This is a genomic window from Burkholderia sp. LA-2-3-30-S1-D2, from assembly GCF_001523915.2.
Taxonomy (GTDB): domain Bacteria; phylum Pseudomonadota; class Gammaproteobacteria; order Burkholderiales; family Burkholderiaceae; genus Burkholderia; species Burkholderia diffusa.
Genome location: NZ_CP013383.1, coordinates 2,572,954 through 2,590,113, shown reverse-complemented (window position 1 = coordinate 2,590,113; position 17,160 = coordinate 2,572,954). Strand labels below are relative to the sequence as shown.

The window sequence follows — 17,160 nt, the reverse complement described above, 5'->3', positions numbered from 1 at the left end:
CACGGCAGCGCGATCAACGACGCGTGCCTGCGCAACAGGCACGCGTCGTCACACTCAAATGCGGCCCAGCAGCACCAGTATCACGACGATGACGACGATCAGCCCGACCGAGCCCGATGGCCAGTAGCCCCAGCTTCGGCTGTGCGGCCACGCCGGAAATGCTCCGATGAGCAGCAGAATCAGAACGATGATAAGGATCGTACCGAGCATCGCACCCCTCCTGAACGTGGTGACATGACGGTGGCTCCTGCCGCAATTCGCGTGCCGCGGCGGGGAGTCGGGCGAAAGCCGGCACAAGCGCGCTGTATGAATACGTGGAATTCATGCGATGAATAGTGGGCGATTCAGAAAATAAATTTCAAAAATGTGACCCTGGTCGCTATGCTGGGCCTTCGGTTTCCCCTCAGGCGGGCACGCAATGGCTGAACTTTTTCTGGTGCGGCACGGGCAGGCGTCGTTCGGCACGGACGATTACGACCGGCTGTCCGCGGCCGGTGAGCAGCAGGGCGTCTGGCTCGGCGAATACTTCGCGCAGCAGGGCCTGACGTTCGACCGGGTGATCTGCGGCACGATGAACCGGCATGCGCAGACTGTCGCTGCGATCCTGCGCGGGATGGGCGGGGAAGGCGCGCAGGTCGACCGCCATCCCGGCCTGAACGAATACGACTTCCACGGGCTGTTCGCGGCCGCGGCGAGCGACTATCCGGAGATCGCGCGGCTCGCGGCCGGCTCGATGAAGGAGCACTTTCGCGCGCTGCGGCAGGTGCTACACCTGTGGTCCGACGACAAGCTGGGCGACACCGCGCCCGAAACCTGGGCGCATTTCCAGCAACGCGTCGCCGACGCCCGCGCCGCGATCCGCGAGGGCGGCAGCCAGCGCGTGCTCGCGGTGAGTTCCGGCGGCCCGATCGCGGTGACCGTGCAGCAGGTGCTCGCGGCACCGCCGTCGAGCGCGATCGCGCTGAACCTGCAGATCCGCAACAGCAGTCTTTCGCAGTTTTTCTTCAACGCCGAAGCGTTCCACCTGGCGTCGTTCAACGGCATACCACATCTCGAGGATACCGAACGATATGCGTGGCGCACCTACGGCTGACCCTACGAACGATCGCGACGATGACGAACCCTTCCCAGCCCCTCGACGTAGCTCGCCTCACGCGCTATCTGGAAGCGCACGTGCCGGGTTTCGAAGGCCCGCTCGACATGGAGAAGTTTGCCGGCGGCCAGTCGAACCCGACCTTCCTGCTGCATGCGAAGAGCGGTCGCTACGTGCTGCGCCGCCAGCCGCCCGGCGAGTTGTTGAAATCCGCGCATGCGGTCGATCGCGAATTCCGCGTGCTGAGCGCGCTGTCGGGCACCGCCGTGCCGGTCGCGCGTCCGTATCACCTCTGCGAAGACCGCGACGTGATCGGCAGCCTGTTCTACGTGATGAGCTTCGAGGACGGCCGGATCTTCTGGGATCCGGCACTGCCGGAGTTGCCGAAGGCCGATCGTGCGATCTGCTACGACGCGCTGCTGCGCACGCTGGCCGCCCTGCACGACGTGGACGTCGACGCGGTGGGCCTCGCCGACTTCGGGCGCCCCGGCAACTACTTCGAGCGCCAGATCGGCGTGTGGACGAAGCAGTATCGCGCGGCGGAAACGGAGCGCCTCGACGCGATGGAGACGCTGATCGACTGGCTGCCGAAGGCCTGCCCTGAGGACACCGGCCGGCCCGCGCTGGTGCACGGCGATTTCCGGATCGACAACCTGATGTTCGCGCGCGACGACTATCGCGTGCAGGCCGTGCTCGACTGGGAACTGTCGACGCTCGGCAATCCGCTCGCCGATCTCGCGTATTTCTGCATGTGCCTGCGGCTGCCGCCGGGCGACCAGGTGCGCGGGCTCGCGGGCCAGGATCGTGCCGAACTCGGCATTCCCGACGAAGCGGCGATCGTCGCGCGCTACTGCGAACTGCGCGGGATCGAGCCGATCCGCGACTGGCATTTCTATCTCGCGTTCAGTTTCTTCCGGCTCGCGTCGATCGCGCAGGGCGTGAAGGCGCGCGCGCTGCAGGGCAACGCGTCGAGCGAGCAGGCGCTGCGCGTGGGCGCGATGGCTGGCCGGCTGGCCGAAATGGCGGTCGACGTGATCGGCGCGCATCGCTGACATAGGTGACATCGCGGACATCGCCGCGCGGCCGCACGAAAAACATCAATGGAGGAGCACAGCAACATGGCAACGAATCTGTTCGATCTGACGGGCAAGATCGCGCTGGTGACGGGCGCGAGCCGCGGCATCGGCGAGGAAATCGCGAAGCTGCTAGCGGAGCAGGGCGCGCACGTGATCGTGTCGAGCCGCAAGCTCGACGACTGCCAGGCGGTCGCGGACGCGATCGTCGCGGCGGGCGGCCGCGCCGAAGCGCTGGCCTGTCACGTCGGGCGGCTGGAGGACATCGCCGCGACGTTCGAATCGATCCGCGGCAAGCATGGCCGGCTCGACATCCTCGTGAACAACGCGGCCGCGAATCCGTATTTCGGGCACATCCTCGATACCGATCTCGCCGCGTATGAAAAGACCGTCGACGTGAACATCCGCGGCTACTTCTTCATGTCGGTCGAGGCCGGCAAGATGATGAAGGCGCAGGGCGGCGGCGCGATCGTCAACACCGCGTCCGTGAACGCGCTGCAGCCGGGCGACCGTCAGGGCATCTACTCGATCACGAAGGCCGCGGTCGTCAACATGACGAAGGCGTTCGCGAAGGAGTGCGGGCCGTTCGGCATCCGCGTGAACGCGCTGCTGCCGGGCCTCACGAAGACGAAGTTCGCGGGCGCGCTGTTCGCCGACAAGGACATCTACGACACCTGGATGGCGAAGATTCCGCTGCGCCGCCACGCGGAGCCTCGCGAGATGGCTGGCACCGTGCTGTATCTCGTGTCGGACGCGGCGAGCTATACGAACGGCGAGTGCATCGTCGTCGACGGCGGCCTGACGATCTGAGCGCGCGATGAAACTCGACAGCTACGCCGGGCAGGCCGTGATGATCACCGGCGCCGCGAGCGGCTTCGGCGCGCTGCTCGCGAGCGAGCTGGCCGCGATGGGCGCGCGGCTCGCGCTTGGCGACCTGAACGAGGCGGCGCTCGAACGCGTGGCCGCGCCGCTACTGGCGGCCGGCGCCGACGTGATCGCGCAGCGCTGCGACGTGCGCATCGAAGCAGAGGTCGCTGCGTTGGTGAAGGCGGCGGTCGAGCGCTTCGGCCGGCTCGACGTCGGCATCAACAACGCGGGCATCGCGCCGCCGCTGAAGGCGCTGATCGATACCGAGGAAGCGGATCTCGATCTGAGCTTCGCGGTGAACGCGAAGGGCGTGTTCTTCGGGATGAAGCACCAGATTCGCCAGATGCTCGCGCAGCGCGAAGGCGTGATCCTCAACGTCGCGTCGATGGCAGGGCTCGGCGGCGCACCGAAGCTGGCCGCGTACGCGGCGTCGAAACACGCCGTGGTCGGGCTCACGAAGACGGCCGCGCTCGAATACGCGCGGCATGGCATTCGTGTGAACGCGGTGTGCCCGTTCTACAGCACGACGCCGATGGTGACCGACAGCGACATCGGCGATCGCCAGGATTTTCTCGCCCAGGGCTCGCCGATGAAGCGGCTCGGCCGCCCCGAGGAAATCGTCGCGACGATGCTCACGCTGTGCGCGAAGGAAAACACCTATCTGACCGGGCAGGCCGTCGCCGTCGACGGCGGTGTCTCGGCCTTCTGAGCGAAACGAACGGAACAACGGAATCTCGAGGAGTCGATCATGGACTTTGGCTACACCCCGAAAGTGGAAGAACTGCGCGAACGCGTGCGTGCATTCATGGACGCGCACATCGTGCCGCGCATTCGTCAGTGGAACGAGGAAGTGCATGCGGGGCAGTATCCCGTGTCGTTCATGGAGGCGCTGAAGGAGCGCGCGAAGGCCGAAGGGCTGTGGAACCTGTTCCTGCCGCACCTGAAGGAGGACGAGCCGGGCACCGGGCTGACGAACCTCGAATACGCGCCGCTCGCCGAGATCATGGGGCGCGTGGGCTGGGCGTCGGAGGTGTTCAACTGCAACGCGCCGGACACCGGCAACATGGAGCTGCTGCACCTGTTCGCGACGCCCGAGCAGCGCGAACAGTGGCTGCTGCCGCTCTTGCGCGGCGAGATCCGTTCGGCGTTCGCGATGACGGAGCCCGACGTCGCGTCGTCGGACGCGACCAACATCACGACCCGCATCGAGCGCGTGGGCGACGAATACGTGATCAACGGCCGCAAGTGGTTCATCACGAACGCCGCGCATCCGAACTGCCGGATCTTCATCGTGATGGGCAAGACCGATCCCGACGCGGAATCGCACCAGCAGCAGAGCATGATCCTGGTGCCGCGCGACACGCCGGGCGTGACGGTCGTGCGCAACATCACGGTGGTCAATCACTACGCGCCCGAAGGGCACTGCGAGATCACGTTCGACAACGTGCGCGTGCCGGCGCGCAACCTCCTCGGCGAGGAAGGCAGCGGTTTCGCGCTCGCACAGGCGCGCCTCGGGCCGGGCCGGATTCACCACTGCATGCGTTCGATCGGCGCGGCCGAGCTCGCGCTGGAACTGATGATCGACCGCGCGCAGTCGCGCGAGGCGTTCGGCAAGCCGCTGAACCGGCACGGCACGATCGGCGAATGGATCGCGCGCTCGCGCATCGAGATCGACCAGGCGCGCCTCCTGGTGCTGAAGGCTGCATGGATGATCGACAAGGTCGGCGCGAAGGCGGCGCGCAAGGAAATCTCGATGATCAAGGCGCTCGTGCCGACCGTATACACGGACGTGTGCGACCGCGCGATGCAGGTGTTCGGCGCGATGGGCCTGAGCCCCGACACGCCGCTCGCCGATCTGTGGACCTGGGGCCGCGCGCTGCGCTTCGCGGACGGCCCGGACGAGGTGCACCTGCAGGCGATCGCGCGCATGGAGATCAAGGACGCCGTGCGCGGTTCGACCGAGCCGTACCTGACGCGGCCGCCGCGCGGCTGAGCCGCGCGCCGCGCAGGGACGCGACGTGGAGGAGCGGGAGACGCACGCCGTATTAAGATGCCGGCAAGGAGATCCGGCGATGCGTCTTTCGAAGATTGATCTGAACCTGTTCGTCGTATTCGAGGCGATCTACAACAAGCGCAACCTGACGCGCGCGGCCGAGGTGCTGAACCTCACGCAGCCGGCCGTCAGCAACGCGCTGGCGCGGCTGCGCAAGACGCTGAACGACCCGCTGTTCGTCAGCACGCCGGCCGGGATGATGCCGACGCCGATGGCCGAGAACATCGTCGGCCGTGTGCGCGAGGCGCTGCAACTGCTCGATTCGAGCGCGCACGAAGGCGACGTTTTCGATCCGGCTTCGTCCGAGCGCGTGTTCCGGCTCAGCATGAGCGACCTGACCGAGGCGCTGCTGCTGCCCGCGCTCGGTGAACTGCTGCAGACGCATGCGCCCGGCATGCACGTGCGCAGCTACACGATGGACCGCCGCGAAGTGGCGACCGCGCTCGCGAACGGCTCCGTCGACATCGCGATCGACGCGCCGCTGATCGGCGACCCGCACCTGCATCAGGCGCTGCTCGTGCGCGACCGCTACGCATGCATGATCCGCGACGATCACCCGTTCAAGGGCGACGCGCTGACCATGGACGACTACCTGTCGATGGGGCACATCCACGTGTCGAGCCGCCGCAAGGGCAGCGGGCACGTCGATGCGGAGCTGACGCGGCTCGGGCTGCGCCGCAATATCCAGATGCGGGTGCAGCACTACATGGTCGCGCCGCTGATCGCGATGCGCGGCGATCTCGCGCTGACGGCGCCGCTCAGGCTGCTGCAGCGTTACCCGGCGCGGATTCTCGAACTGCCGTTCGAGATGCCGGGACTCGAATACTTCTGCTACTGGCACCGCAGCGCCGATCAGGATCAGGGCAGTCGGTGGCTGCGTGAGCAGTTGATGATGCTGATGGGCGGGATCGGCGAGCCGCAGTGAAGGGCGCGGCGTGCGCATCGCGCGTTTGCCCGCGCTTGCCGGCTCAATACGAATCCTCGTCGAAGCGCGACGATGCGCTCCGGCGCTTCATGTCCTTCAGCCAGCTCCTGACCTGATCCGGATCCTCGAACTCGCGCAGCGCGACGGCCAGGTCCTGGTTGCTGCGCTGCATGCCGGCGATGTCGCGCGCGAGCATGCGCAGGACCGTATCGGGCGCGACCTTGTTCGACGACGCGATGCCGTAGGTCCGCCGGAAATCGTTCTCGACGTGCACGATCTCCTGATCGAGTTCGCGCAGTTGTTCCTCCAGGATGCCGTTGTAACGCGTGAGCCGCGCTTCGCTGAGGCCGTCGATTGCACGGCGGTCGATCTGTTCGATCTCCAGCTGCAGTTCCAGCAGCTGCAGCAGGTTGCCCTTCTCGTAAGCGCGGTTGACCCGCTGCATCAGCACGGTCTTGCGTTGTTGTTCCAGCGGATCGGTTTCGCGATCGGGATGCAGCGCGCTCGCGAGCTTGCGATAGATCTCGCGGATCGACTTGCTCGATTCGGCCTGCTCGGCTTCGACGCGGGCCTGCGCGGCCGATTGCTTCGGCGCTTTCTTGCGCTTCGCGCGCTGGGCCTCGCGGGCCGCGTGAGCGGCCATGTCGCGCTCGAACTGTGCGTCGAGTTCGGCTTGCATCCGTTCGGCCAGCTCGTCCGGCGACAGTGAGTCCAGATCGTCAGCAGGTCGCGATTGCGGTTGGGGCTCCCGCTCCGTTTCTGTTGGCTCGGGCTCGGCCGCTGCGTTGCCGACCTGCCCGGATTCGGCGTGCCGGTTGTAAATGATCTTCAGCGCCGCGTCGTCGCTCACATTCAGCAAATCGCGCGCCATGTCGGCGATCAGGTCGGACAGCGTGCGCTGTTCGGCCTTGCTCAAGCCTTTCTGCAGAAACGTGTCGTCGAGCAGATGAATCAGCCGGATCCGCAGCGCCGTCGCTTCCTGTTCGAGCGGCAACAGCGCGTCGACGAACTTCTTCTGGAACGCCGGCATCACGGCTTCCCACGCGCCGAGCCGCTCGCGCCGCTTTTCGATGTGCTTGACGAGCGTATTGAACGTTTTCTGGGCTTTCGACAGGCTGGCTGTCTCGTGACCGGGCGCGATGGCGACCGCGGCACCGCGACGTGCGGTCATGATGAATGTCCTCCGGCCGCGGCAGGGGGCGCGGCAGGCCGGTATTTTAGCCGGACGGACGCACTCCTTCCGGCGTGCGGCGTTACGGCACGGCCATCGATTCCGTCATGTTCTGCTTCATGTAGTCGAGGAAGCGCTTCTGGAACAGCATCGTGTGCTCGTGCGCGGTGCGTTCGGCGGCGTCGGCATCGCGTCGCGCGATCGCGTCGATCAGTTCGTCGTGGTCGCGCCCGAGCTTGGGAGCCGTCGGCGAACTCACGGTGAAGTCGCACGCTGCCGTCGCGCCGAGCGCCTACGGTATCGCGGTGTCGGCCGGCGAGCGGGCCGGCCTGAATGCCGATCGAGGCGTGCGCAACCCGAGGCCCAACAGGATGCGAAGCGGTTGCAAACGCAACCGTATGAAGATATTGGCGAGCGCAGTACCGCGTGTCGTCAGTCGCCGAACAACTGCCCCTGCCCGGAAATCACGCGTTCGAAATCGTCGCGCAGGAACGGCAGGATCGCATCGGCGACCGGCTGCAACTGACGGCTCACGTAGAACGCGTAGTCGATCGGCGAGCGCATCGTCTCGAGCGGCTCCGGGCCGGCCGTCGTCATCACGTAGCTGATCCAGCCGCCGCGCTGGTACTGCAGCGGCCGGCCGCGCGCCTGGTTGAATTCGTCGGCGATCCGCGCGGCGCGCACGTGCGGCGGCACGTTGCGCTGGTAATCGCTCAACGGCCGGCGCACGCGCTTGCGATAGATGAGTTGCGCGTCGTATTCGCCGGCGAGCGTGCGGCGCACGTAGTCGCGAATGAAGTCCTGATACGGTTCGCGCTTGAACACGCGCCGGTAGAGCTCGCGCTGGAATGCCTGCGCGAGCGGCGTCCAGTCGGTGCGCACCGTTTCGAGCCCCTTGAACACGAGATCCTCGCCGCCGTTCGCCGCGAGCGCGAGGCCCGCATAGCGCTTCTTGCTGCCTTCTTCCGCACCGCGCACGGTCGGCATCAGGAAGCGCCGGTAATGCCGCTCGTACTGCAGTTCGAGCGCGCTCTCCAGCCTGAAGCGATCGCGCAGGTGCGCTTGCCACCAGCGGTTCACGTGCTCGACGAGCGCGCGGCCCTTGGCGGCGGCTGCGTCGTCGTCTTGCTCGCGCCCGAGCCAGACGAAGGTCGAATCGGTATCGCCGTAGATGACTTCGTAGCCCTGCGCCTCGATCAGCTCGCGCGTGCGATGCATGATCTCGTGGCCGCGCATCGTGATCGACGACGCGAGGCGGGGATCGAAGAACCGGCAGCCGGTCGAGCCGAGCACGCCGTAGAACGAATTCATGATGATCTTCAGCGCCTGCGACAGCGGCGCGTTGCGCTGGCGTTTCGCTTCGTCGCGGCCTTCGGACACGCGCCGCACGATGTCGGGCAGGCAATGCGCGGTGCGCGAGAAGCGCGCGCCGAGAAAGCCCGGCACCGACGTGTCGTCGCCCGGATGCGCGAGCCCCTCGATCAACCCGGCCGGATCGATCAGGAACGTGCGGATGATCGACGGATAAAGGCTCTTGTAATCGAACACGAGCACCGAGTCGTACAGGCCGGGCCGCGAATCCATCACGAAGCCGCCGGGACTGTTCTGGCCCGTCACGTCACCGAGGTTCGGCGCGACGTAGCCGAGCCGGTGCATGCGCGGCAGGTAAAGGTGCGTGAACGCGGCGACCGAGCCGCCGGTGCGATCGGCCGCGAGGCCCGTGACGGTCGCGCGTTCGAGCGCGAAGGACAGCAGGTCGGCCTTGTCGAAGATGCGCGTGACGAGTTCGCAATCCTTCAGGTTGTAGCGCGCGAGCGCGGGCCTGTCGTGATCGAAGCGGCGCTGGATCTCGTCCATCCGCTGATACGGATTGTCGATCGACTTGCCTTCGCCGAGCAGCGACTGCGACACGTATTCGAGGCTGAACGACGGGAACGTCCACGTCGCCGATTTCAGCATGTCGATGCCGTCGAGGATCAGGCGGCCGGCCGCGCCCGCGAAGAAATGGTCGGGCTGCTGGCCGTGCGCGCGCCACTCGAGCACGCTGCCGCCGCGGCCGAGCTTCAGCGGCACGCCGTATTGTTCCGCGTGCGCATGCAGGATGCGCAGGTCGAACTGCACGAGGTTCCAGCCGATCACCGCATCGGGATCGTATTCCTCGAACCATTCGTTGAGGCGTGTGAGGATCTCGGCCCGGCTGTCACAGTAGTCGAGACGGAAGTCGACGGCCGACGCGTCGCCGTTCGGCGGGCCGAGCATGTAGACCTGCCGTTGTCCGCAGCCCTCGAGCGCGATCGAATAGAGCTCGCCGTGGACGCTCGTCTCGATGTCGAGCGACACGCAGCGCAGTGTCGGCCGATAGCCGGTCGCGGGTTTCAGTTCGGCGTCGGTCAGCGTGCCGTCGTGGCCGGCCGTGCCGCGAAACAGCACCGGTGCGGTAATGAAGCGCTCCATCGCGTAGCGGTCGGGCGGCTGCACGTCGGCTTCGTAGACGTCGACACCGGCCGCGGCGAGGCGTTTCTGGAGTCCGGACAGGTGGCGGTAGCGGCGGCAATAGAGGCCGGCCACCGCGCGCTGGCGGAAGTCGCGCAGCGCGAGCGGGCGCAGTTCGGCATCGCGTTCGCCGGCGAGCGTGCGTTCGGCGAGCGCCTGCTGCTCGACCGGCACGAACGCGACGGCTTCCTGCGGGCGCAGCCGCACGCGGCGCGGACCGTGTTCGGTTGCCAGCCAGAACTCGATCTCGATGCCGGATGCGGTGTCCCGCCAGTGGCGGGTGAGGATGAAACCTTGCTCGAACTCCGTCAAAACGCTTGCTCGTCGTGGATGCCCAGGCGGCGGATTTTAGCGCCTCTCGCGCGGTTCCCGCCGAAGGGCGGATCGATGGCATCAGGTGGCAGGAAGCCGCCGCGCGACCCGCCACGCAGCGCATCGACCGCGTGCGGCAGCCGGCGTCGCGTGCAGACCGGACGACGCGTGTGCGTCACGTATTCGCCGACCGGGCGTTTAGCGCCGATGCGGCATTCAAGCCGGCATCGGCGCGAAATTCCGCTTCAGGTGTTCCGCTCGCCGTGGCCGCTGATACAGATAGCCCTGCGCGTACTGAATCCCGACCGCATGCAGCGCGCGATGCTGCTCTTCCGTCTCCACGCCCTCGGCAATGATCTTCAGGCCGTAGTGGTGGGCGACCGCCGCGATTCCTTCGATCAGTTTCGCGTTGCCCGTCGTGAGCTGCGAGATGAACTGTCGGTCGATCTTCACGTAGTCGAAGGGAAAGCGCGACAGCATGTCGAGGTTGCTGTGATGCGTGCCGAAGTCGTCGATCGCGAACTTCGCGCCTTTCGCGCGCAGTGTGGCGAATATCTCGGTGGTGCGCGGATTCTTCTCGAGCAGGATGCGCTCGGTCACTTCGAGGACCAGCGTGCTGCCCTGTGGAAGCCTGCCGATCGTGTCTTCGACGACGGACACGAAGCGCGCGCGTTCAAGATCCTTCGGCGCGACGTTGATCGCGATGCGTAGCGGTACCGACGGCGCGAGTGCGGTCAGTTCCGATACGGCCCTCCGAAGCACGAACTCGGTCACCTTCGGCAGGACCGCACTTGATTCGACCTGCGGCACGAACACGGCCGGACTGATGGCTCCCCATTTCGGATGGTGCCAGCGCAGCAGCGCCTCGACGCCGACAGTCCTGCGCGTTTCGACGTCGATGATCGGCTGGTAGACGACATGAAATTCGTTGCGCTTCAGCGCATTGCGAACGGCCTTCAGCAACAGCCGGCGCGGCGCCATCGCGAGCAGGTACGTGGCCGCTACGAGGCCGTTGACCAGCAGCGCGATCGTCAGGCAGATGAGCCGGTAGCGCCGCTGCACCTGCGAAACGTAGGGTTCCGCCGAGCTGACGGAGACTGTGAATGGCCACGCGTTCGACGCAATCTTGCTGCCCGTGGCCGGCGCCGCGCCGAGTGACGGGACGAACGTACCATGCCGATCGATGCTTCCCGCGCCCTCGATCGACAGGGTGGCCGTTTCCGCCCCGAAGCGGGTTCCGTGCGCGAGCACGTCTGCCACATAGTCGCCTTCGACCAGATAAAGGACGCCGGAGTCGGGCGCGGTCGCGCGAAACGCCACCAGCACCGGAACGTCACGCTGAAACGGCGTTTGCCGAAGCAGCGTGATGGCCGTCATCCCCGGCGCTGGCGCGTGAATGTAGGCGTCGAGCGGGACGTTGATCGCGCCCAGCGCCGACGAGCAGGTGACGCGACCGCTGTTCGCCAGCCCGACGGCCCGAAGATAGCGCAGGTGAGTGCCCACTTCGGCGAGCGTCCTGAAGATCGTCGTGCAGGGCCGCCCGACCAGCGCGTTCAACTCATCCGGATGCCGCGTGCGAATCCCGTCGAGGATGCGGTCGACCGATATCACGATGTCGTTCGCGACGTCGCTTTCGTGCCGTGCAATCGAGTCTCGCGCCAGACGCCCTGCAACGACGAGCGCCAGCACGAACACGAGGATGCAGACGATCAGGGCAACCGGGAAGACGATGTGCGACCACGCGCCGCTGCGCTGGAACGCGGGTTTCGGGCGCGGTGCGAGCGCGGATGGTCCTCGGGTCGTACTTGTTGTTGTGCGCATGTGAATGCAGGTCGAACCGGTCGATGAATTGGCGCGAGGCATTCGCCGTGCCTGGCCGGGGCACCGCGGCTCGCGCCCATATCGGGACGCAAATCGATTCTACGCTCGCGAAACGCACGAAGCGGCATCGCGGCGGGAGCACAGGATTCGAGGCGCTCTTTCGTAACATACATCGACAACGGATGTATGTCGGTATCGCACACCCAAAAAAAACCCGGCCGCATCGATGTGCAGCCGGGACAGAAGACACCGTCTCTTGGCACGAGGATGGTGCGCGGCAAGTATAAGGCGTGTTACGCGCGATTACGAAATATTGTTATTCAAAAAATAGCGCAATATCGAGATTGATGCTTGGCGAGAAATATTTGCATCGCGCGTCACATCCGGCGACCGCGCTTCAGAAGTCGTTGCGCATCTTGTGGAGCAGGTCGCGAGGCGATTGATGCGTGTCCATAGCGGTGAGGACGTCGGTCAGGAACCACGGCAGGTTCAGTTGCGTATCGGAATCGCCGACGCAGATGCGGATCGGCGGCGCCTTTGACGCCGCGCGGGAGCCGGGCGCTGCGCCGGCGGACGTCGAGGACGGCACGCAGTTTCTCGCTTGCTGCGCAACGGGCGCGGTGGCATTGTCCGTGGCGGTGCCGGCGACCGCCGGCAAGCTGACGGCGGCAAGCAGGGTCAGGATGGCGAAAGGGGCGGCGCGTTTCATGCGATTCTCCGGCGATGCACGTTCGACACCGTCGGCGGGCCCGAGTTCGGCAGGTTGCCGATGCCGCACGCGTGACAACATCTGCATGTCCGACGCGGTCGAACGCGGTGCGTGAGTGGTCTCGCGCACAGGATCGATCATTCAAACGTCAAGAATCGTTTGGATCCCCGTCAGACGCTTGCGATGCTGAATGCGCTCATTTATCGTGCCGCCACGACGGCGCCGATACAGGGCGTCGAGCCAGTTCGCAAGGAGCATTCGTCATTACCGCATTCAATCGTCGCACGCATGTTCGTGCCTTTCTCGTCGCATCGGTCGCGTATCTCAACCTGTCACAGCCCGCGTCGGCGGCCTATACGGAATCGTGGATGAGCGACCACGACGTCAAGGAATACGCACACCAGGTCAAGCATTCACCCGCGGCAGCGAGCGGTGCGGCGGCCGTGAAGCCGGGGCGGCAACCCGGTTCTTCGCGGTCGAATGCGCCGGCCGCGGCGCATGCCGACGCGAAACCCGTGTCGAAGGCGCACGCGGCACCCGCGAAGACCCGCAAGGTCGAGCATGCGGTCGGCATCGATCCGAAGGCGCCCGTCGTTGCGAAGCCGAAGGCCGTGCGGGCGACGCACAAAAGCGTGGCCATTCAGCACTGACGTTGCACGCAGGCCGGCACGTATCGATAACCGAAGCGTTCGAGCATCACGGAGAAACTCATGTCGCTGATGGACCGCCTGCTGTCACGCGGCGTGCAGAACGGCGCGTCGAGAAGGCGCGTGATCGTGCGTGTCTGGCTCGACGAGCACGGGCGTGTCCGCGATCTCAAGGTCAGGCGCAGTTGCGGCGACGCCGCGCTCGACGAGAAAGCGCTTCACGCGATTGCGGTCATGCGCTTCCCCGGCGGTCATCTAGGCTCGGGCGGGAAATCGGCGAAGCGCTGGCACGATCTCGATTACCCGGTGGACTGACGACGCGTCGAGGCTATCCGTCACGGCGCCTCAATCCCGTGTAATCGTAGAAGCGGCTTCCGGCGGCGAGTTTCTCGCCGTCGCACGCTGCCCTGGAAATCCGTCGCGCGCTTGTTTAACAGCATCTTCACGATGACCCGCGCGGCGTTGCGATACACGTCCCGCGCGAGCCGGCCCGTATGCAGGTGCTCAGGTCAGTGCAGGCCTGCCGATGCGATCGAGCGCATCGTGTCGGTGATGCGCACGCAACGCGACAGGCCGAACGTCTCGGCTTCGCGGCGTTCCGGTTCGCTGCTCGCGACGGCCACCGCGCGCTCGGGCGGCACGCCCAGCGCCTGCAGCGCGATGTCGAACGGATGCTGGCTTGATACGGAGTCCTGCTGATGAGCGTCGGTCACGACGACCGAGAAGCGGTCGAGGTTCGCACGGCCGAACTGGCCTTCGAACATGTCGCTGAGCCGGGCGGCAGGCAGCGTCGTGACGAGACCGAGTCGATATCCTTGCTCCGACGCGCTGTCGAGCCACTGGATGATCGCATCGCGCTGGTTGCGCGATTCGTGCGAATCCGGTGTCGCTTCGATCTGCGCGAATGCGGCGTCGAGACGGGTGACGATGGCTTCGATGACCACGGTGATTCCTCTCCTGAGACGTGACGATCCGTTCGCGGACGGGAATGCCCCACACCTTAGCGTCGATCCGGAAATTACGACCAATTAATATTTATAGTCGACTCATACGATTCGACTAATGAATGGGGCGGTGAGCCAACACCGGCGCGGGATGCGCCCGATCCCATGTTTTGCGGATGATTTGCATCGTATCGACGGGCTTCCATGTGATGCACCAAACGTGCGCACGCAACGAATGCACCGGATCCGTGCAGACAAGAAAACGGCGTATCGGGCGAGGTGCGCCCGATACGCCGTCTTGCGATGCCGTGTGGCAGTCTGCGATCAGTGCAGCTTGATCGACGGCTGGTTGAGGCTTTGCAGCCAGTGGCTCAGCGACTGAAACAGCGCGCGCTTCAGTCCGTACACGCTGAACAGATGCTTGCGGTACAGGAACTTGTACAGCCCGATCGCGGCGAGCCCGTCGACGATCAGCGAGCGCGAACGCACGCCGAGGTCGGCCTGATACACGGCTCCCGCCCGGCCGAGCGACACGACGGTGCCCGCGTCGCGGAACGTGAAGCCCGGCGTCGGCTTGCCGGCGAGGCGCCGCGCGAGCGCATCGCCGAGGTACACGGCCTGCTGGTGCGCAACCTGTGCACGCGGCGGCAGGAAACCGCTCGCATCGGCCGACGGGCACGCGGCACAATCGCCGAACGCATACACGTGCGGATCGTCGGGCGTCTGCAGCGTGTCGGTCACGATCACCTGGTTCGACCGGTTAAGCGCGATGTCGCCGAGTTCCCGCAGCATCGCGGGGCCCGCGACGCCGGCCGCCCAGATCGTGATGTCGCTCGCAAGCCGCTCGCCGGTCGCGGTCATGACCGCGTCCGCGCCGACTTCCGCGACGCGCGTATCCGTCAGCACGTCGACGTTCATCGTGCGCAGTTGCGCCTGCATCCTGGCCGACAGCCTTTCGTCGAGCGCCGGCAGGATGCGCGGGCCGCCTTCGATCAGCCGGATGTGTACGTCGTGCGCCGACACCAGTGCCTTGAAGCGATACGTCGTCAGCTGCTGGATCGCATGACGCAGCGCCGCGGCCAGTTCGACACCCGTCGCGCCCGCGCCGATCACGTTGATGCAGATCGGTGCCGCGCGCCGCGCCGGCTGCTGCTCGGCCAGGTGGTTCGCCTTCGTGCAGGCGGCGAGGAACTTGCGGCGGAAATCCTCGGCCTGGTCGAGGTTTTCGAGCGGCAGCGCGTGACGCGCGGCGCCCGGCACGTTGAAGAAGTTCGTCACGCTGCCGACGGCCAGCACCAGATCGTCGTAGCCGAGCTCGCGTTGCGGCAGGATCTCCGTGCCGTCCGCGTCCTGCACCGGCGCGATGGTCGCCGTGCGTGCCGCGCGGTCGACCCGCTGCAGCGCGCCCTGCACGAAGCGGAAGCCGTGGCGCTTCGCCTGCGCCGCGTATTCGATCGAGTGCGAGGCCGGATCGCGATGGCCGGATGCGGCTTCGTGCAGCAGCGGCTTCCAGAAGTGCGTCGGGTAGCGGTCGACGAGCACGACGTCGGCTTGCCCGCGGCGGCCGACCGTGTCGCCGAGGCGCGTGGCGAGCTGCAGGCCGCCGGCGCCGCCGCCGACGATCACGATGCGCGGCACGCGCGGTGCGCGATCCGTGGCAAGGGTAGGCGTGATGTGGTCCATGTTGTGGCTCCCGCTGATGACGATTCGGATGACATTGCTCAAGAACCGACGATATAGTTTTGAACCTACGCGAACAATTTAATGTTTATAAGCAACTCATATGTATTCACTTATAGGAAAGGCCGCGACGTTCCGGCAGCTGAAGGCGCTGGACATGATTGCGCGGCTCGGCAGCGTGTCGCGCGCGGCCGAGGAGCTGAACCTGACGCAGCCGGCCGTGTCGCTGCAGGTTCGCCTGCTCGAGGAGGCGGTGGGCGCTGCGCTGCTGCAGCGGGTGGGGCGCGGCGTGCAGCTGACCGCGGCCGGTGAAATCGTGGCGCGCTATGCGCGCGAGATCCTGTATCTGTGGAGCGAGGCCGGCGACGAAGTGGCCGCGCTGACGGGCGACCTCGGCGGCACGCTGCGGATCGGCGCGATTACGACGGCCGAGTATCTGATTCCGCCGCTCCTGGTGAAATTCACCGCGACGCGCCCGCACGTGAAGACCTATTTCAAGGTCGGCAATCGCGACGACATCATCCGCATGCTCGCGACGCATGAAATCGATCTCGCGGTGATGGGCAGCGCGCCGAAGGAGCTGCGCACGCACGCGGTCGAGTTCGCGAAGCATCCGATGGTGTTCGTCGCGGCGCCCGGCCATCCGCTGATGCAGCGCAAGCGTGTCGCGCTGAAGGATCTCGAATCCGCGCACCTGCTCGTGCGCGAACGCGGTGCGGGCACGCGCTCGACCGTCGAGAGCCTGTTCAAGACGGCCGGCCATCGCTTCCATGTGGGCTCCGAACTGTCGAGCAACGAGGCGATCAAGCAGATGGCCGAAGCAGGGCTCGGCGTCGCGTTCCTGTCGTTGCACGCGTGTGCACTCGAGTTGCGCACCGGGCTGCTCGGGCAACTGCCGTTTCCGGGCAACCCGATCGAGCGCGAATGGTATGTGGTCACGCTCGCCGACCGGCGGATCTCGCAGGTGACGGGGCTGTTTCGCGACTTCCTGATCAAGCAGGGTGCCCCGGTGATCGACGGCGCGACGGTGGCGCCGCACGAGCGGCGGCGCAAGTAGGCGCACGCCGGGGACGCGGGCGGCGTGTGCGAGCCGTGCGTTCCGTCGGTCAGACGATCCCGAAGTCGTCGTTGCTGTCGGGAATCGACGCGAGCAGCCGTTCGAGGCGGTACCAGCCGATCATGCGCAGGCACCGCGCGGCGAAGGCGGTTCGGTTGTTGCGGGGAGCGGGGCCGGCAGGGCGGCGAGCCGCACGGGACGGCGAAGCGAGGATGAACGCCGCGCGTCGTGGGCAGGAATGGGGCATGACGGTCTCCGTAGGTGTCGGATGAGGCCATCGTAATCGTCGCGGCGCCCGTTCGCGCGCAGGCAAGG

General features: G+C 66.2%; 18 protein-coding genes. 9 read left to right on the top strand and 9 right to left on the bottom strand.

The annotated features are described in order from the left end of the window. Window positions 1-54: 54 nt before the first annotated feature. Window positions 55-210 carry a DUF3309 family protein gene (locus tag WS66_RS11990; protein ID WP_011881216.1) on the bottom strand — a complete coding sequence of 52 codons (156 nt, stop codon included), beginning with the start codon at window positions 208-210 and terminating at the stop codon, window positions 55-57. Between the two features lie 208 nt (window positions 211-418). Here WS66_RS11990 and WS66_RS11985 point away from each other — a divergent pair, with 208 nt between their 5' ends. From WS66_RS11985 to WS66_RS11960, 6 genes are all read left to right on the top strand, one after another. Continuing rightward, window positions 419-1,093 (top strand): histidine phosphatase family protein, encoded by a 675-nt coding sequence (locus tag WS66_RS11985; RefSeq protein WP_059604850.1) that lies wholly within the window; start codon window positions 419-421, stop codon window positions 1,091-1,093. A 20-nt stretch (window positions 1,094-1,113) separates the two neighbouring features. Further along, window positions 1,114-2,145, top strand: coding sequence for a phosphotransferase (locus WS66_RS11980; RefSeq protein WP_059604855.1), 1,032 nt, complete (start codon window positions 1,114-1,116; stop codon window positions 2,143-2,145). 66 nt (window positions 2,146-2,211) lie between these two features. Then, window positions 2,212-2,976 (top strand): SDR family oxidoreductase, encoded by a 765-nt coding sequence (locus tag WS66_RS11975; protein WP_059605181.1) that lies wholly within the window; start codon window positions 2,212-2,214, stop codon window positions 2,974-2,976. Between the two features lie 7 nt (window positions 2,977-2,983). After that, window positions 2,984-3,742 (top strand): SDR family NAD(P)-dependent oxidoreductase, encoded by a 759-nt coding sequence (locus WS66_RS11970; RefSeq protein WP_059604859.1) that lies wholly within the window; start codon window positions 2,984-2,986, stop codon window positions 3,740-3,742. A gap of 39 nt (window positions 3,743-3,781) precedes the next feature. Next, window positions 3,782-5,026 carry an acyl-CoA dehydrogenase family protein gene (locus tag WS66_RS11965; protein ID WP_059604861.1) on the top strand — a complete coding sequence of 415 codons (1,245 nt, stop codon included), beginning with the start codon at window positions 3,782-3,784 and terminating at the stop codon, window positions 5,024-5,026. A gap of 79 nt (window positions 5,027-5,105) precedes the next feature. Beyond that, a complete protein-coding gene (locus WS66_RS11960) occupies window positions 5,106-6,011 on the top strand; it encodes a LysR family transcriptional regulator (protein ID WP_059604864.1) in 906 nt (301 codons plus the stop codon). Between the two features lie 43 nt (window positions 6,012-6,054). On the opposite strand, the gene WS66_RS11955 is transcribed toward WS66_RS11960, so the two are convergent. The 5 genes from WS66_RS11955 to WS66_RS11935 form a co-directional block, all read right to left on the bottom strand. Continuing rightward, a complete protein-coding gene (locus WS66_RS11955; RefSeq protein WP_059604868.1) occupies window positions 6,055-7,182 on the bottom strand; it encodes a J domain-containing protein in 1,128 nt (375 codons plus the stop codon). An 82-nt stretch (window positions 7,183-7,264) separates the two neighbouring features. Continuing rightward, window positions 7,265-7,441 carry an FCD domain-containing protein gene (locus tag WS66_RS11950; protein WP_236872902.1) on the bottom strand — a complete coding sequence of 59 codons (177 nt, stop codon included), beginning with the start codon at window positions 7,439-7,441 and terminating at the stop codon, window positions 7,265-7,267. Window positions 7,442-7,614: 173 nt separating this feature from the next. After that, the gene (locus WS66_RS11945; protein ID WP_059604871.1) at window positions 7,615-9,987 is read right to left on the bottom strand and encodes a DNA polymerase II; all 2,373 of its coding nucleotides are present in this window, start codon (window positions 9,985-9,987) and stop codon (window positions 7,615-7,617) included. A 216-nt stretch (window positions 9,988-10,203) separates the two neighbouring features. After that, the gene (locus WS66_RS11940; RefSeq protein ID WP_059604875.1) at window positions 10,204-11,850 is read right to left on the bottom strand and encodes an EAL domain-containing protein; all 1,647 of its coding nucleotides are present in this window, start codon (window positions 11,848-11,850) and stop codon (window positions 10,204-10,206) included. 355 nt (window positions 11,851-12,205) lie between these two features. Then, window positions 12,206-12,517 (bottom strand): hypothetical protein, encoded by a 312-nt coding sequence (locus WS66_RS11935; RefSeq protein WP_059605184.1) that lies wholly within the window; start codon window positions 12,515-12,517, stop codon window positions 12,206-12,208. Between the two features lie 368 nt (window positions 12,518-12,885). Here WS66_RS11935 and WS66_RS11930 point away from each other — a divergent pair, with 368 nt between their 5' ends. Both WS66_RS11930 and WS66_RS11925 read left to right on the top strand, forming a co-directional pair. After that, a complete protein-coding gene (locus tag WS66_RS11930) occupies window positions 12,886-13,167 on the top strand; it encodes a hypothetical protein (RefSeq protein ID WP_059604877.1) in 282 nt (93 codons plus the stop codon). Between the two features lie 60 nt (window positions 13,168-13,227). Continuing rightward, window positions 13,228-13,479 (top strand): energy transducer TonB family protein, encoded by a 252-nt coding sequence (locus WS66_RS11925; protein WP_059604880.1) that lies wholly within the window; start codon window positions 13,228-13,230, stop codon window positions 13,477-13,479. A gap of 194 nt (window positions 13,480-13,673) precedes the next feature. Here WS66_RS11925 and WS66_RS11920 read toward each other — a convergent pair whose 3' ends face one another. Further along, window positions 13,674-14,108, bottom strand: coding sequence for a phosphatase (locus tag WS66_RS11920; protein ID WP_059604883.1), 435 nt, complete (start codon window positions 14,106-14,108; stop codon window positions 13,674-13,676). Between the two features lie 324 nt (window positions 14,109-14,432). After that, window positions 14,433-15,791 carry an NAD(P)/FAD-dependent oxidoreductase gene (locus tag WS66_RS11915; protein ID WP_059604886.1) on the bottom strand — a complete coding sequence of 453 codons (1,359 nt, stop codon included), beginning with the start codon at window positions 15,789-15,791 and terminating at the stop codon, window positions 14,433-14,435. Window positions 15,792-15,891: 100 nt separating this feature from the next. Between WS66_RS11915 and WS66_RS11910 the strand changes: the two genes are divergently transcribed. Further along, entirely contained in the window at window positions 15,892-16,845 is a 954-nt protein-coding gene (locus tag WS66_RS11910; protein ID WP_059604889.1) for a LysR family transcriptional regulator, read from the top strand. A 49-nt stretch (window positions 16,846-16,894) separates the two neighbouring features. On the opposite strand, the gene WS66_RS11905 is transcribed toward WS66_RS11910, so the two are convergent. Continuing rightward, window positions 16,895-17,092 carry a hypothetical protein gene (locus WS66_RS11905; protein ID WP_059604892.1) on the bottom strand — a complete coding sequence of 66 codons (198 nt, stop codon included), beginning with the start codon at window positions 17,090-17,092 and terminating at the stop codon, window positions 16,895-16,897. Window positions 17,093-17,160: the final 68 nt, after the last annotated feature.

Coding starts and splice junctions, on each gene's coding strand:
- WS66_RS11990 (WP_011881216.1), bottom strand. CDS start 210: ATGCTCGGTACGATCCTTATCATCGTTCTGATTCTGCTGCTCATCGGA.
- WS66_RS11985 (WP_059604850.1), top strand. CDS start 419: ATGGCTGAACTTTTTCTGGTGCGGCACGGGCAGGCGTCGTTCGGCACG.
- WS66_RS11980 (WP_059604855.1), top strand. CDS start 1,114: ATGACGAACCCTTCCCAGCCCCTCGACGTAGCTCGCCTCACGCGCTAT.
- WS66_RS11975 (WP_059605181.1), top strand. CDS start 2,212: ATGGCAACGAATCTGTTCGATCTGACGGGCAAGATCGCGCTGGTGACG.
- WS66_RS11970 (WP_059604859.1), top strand. CDS start 2,984: ATGAAACTCGACAGCTACGCCGGGCAGGCCGTGATGATCACCGGCGCC.
- WS66_RS11965 (WP_059604861.1), top strand. CDS start 3,782: ATGGACTTTGGCTACACCCCGAAAGTGGAAGAACTGCGCGAACGCGTG.
- WS66_RS11960 (WP_059604864.1), top strand. CDS start 5,106: ATGCGTCTTTCGAAGATTGATCTGAACCTGTTCGTCGTATTCGAGGCG.
- WS66_RS11955 (WP_059604868.1), bottom strand. CDS start 7,182: ATGACCGCACGTCGCGGTGCCGCGGTCGCCATCGCGCCCGGTCACGAG.
- WS66_RS11940 (WP_059604875.1), bottom strand. CDS start 11,850: ATGCCTCGCGCCAATTCATCGACCGGTTCGACCTGCATTCACATGCGC.
- WS66_RS11935 (WP_059605184.1), bottom strand. CDS start 12,517: ATGAAACGCGCCGCCCCTTTCGCCATCCTGACCCTGCTTGCCGCCGTC.
- WS66_RS11930 (WP_059604877.1), top strand. CDS start 12,886: ATGAGCGACCACGACGTCAAGGAATACGCACACCAGGTCAAGCATTCA.
- WS66_RS11925 (WP_059604880.1), top strand. CDS start 13,228: ATGTCGCTGATGGACCGCCTGCTGTCACGCGGCGTGCAGAACGGCGCG.
- WS66_RS11915 (WP_059604886.1), bottom strand. CDS start 15,791: ATGGACCACATCACGCCTACCCTTGCCACGGATCGCGCACCGCGCGTG.
- WS66_RS11910 (WP_059604889.1), top strand. CDS start 15,892: ATGTATTCACTTATAGGAAAGGCCGCGACGTTCCGGCAGCTGAAGGCG.
- WS66_RS11905 (WP_059604892.1), bottom strand. CDS start 17,092: ATGCCCCATTCCTGCCCACGACGCGCGGCGTTCATCCTCGCTTCGCCG.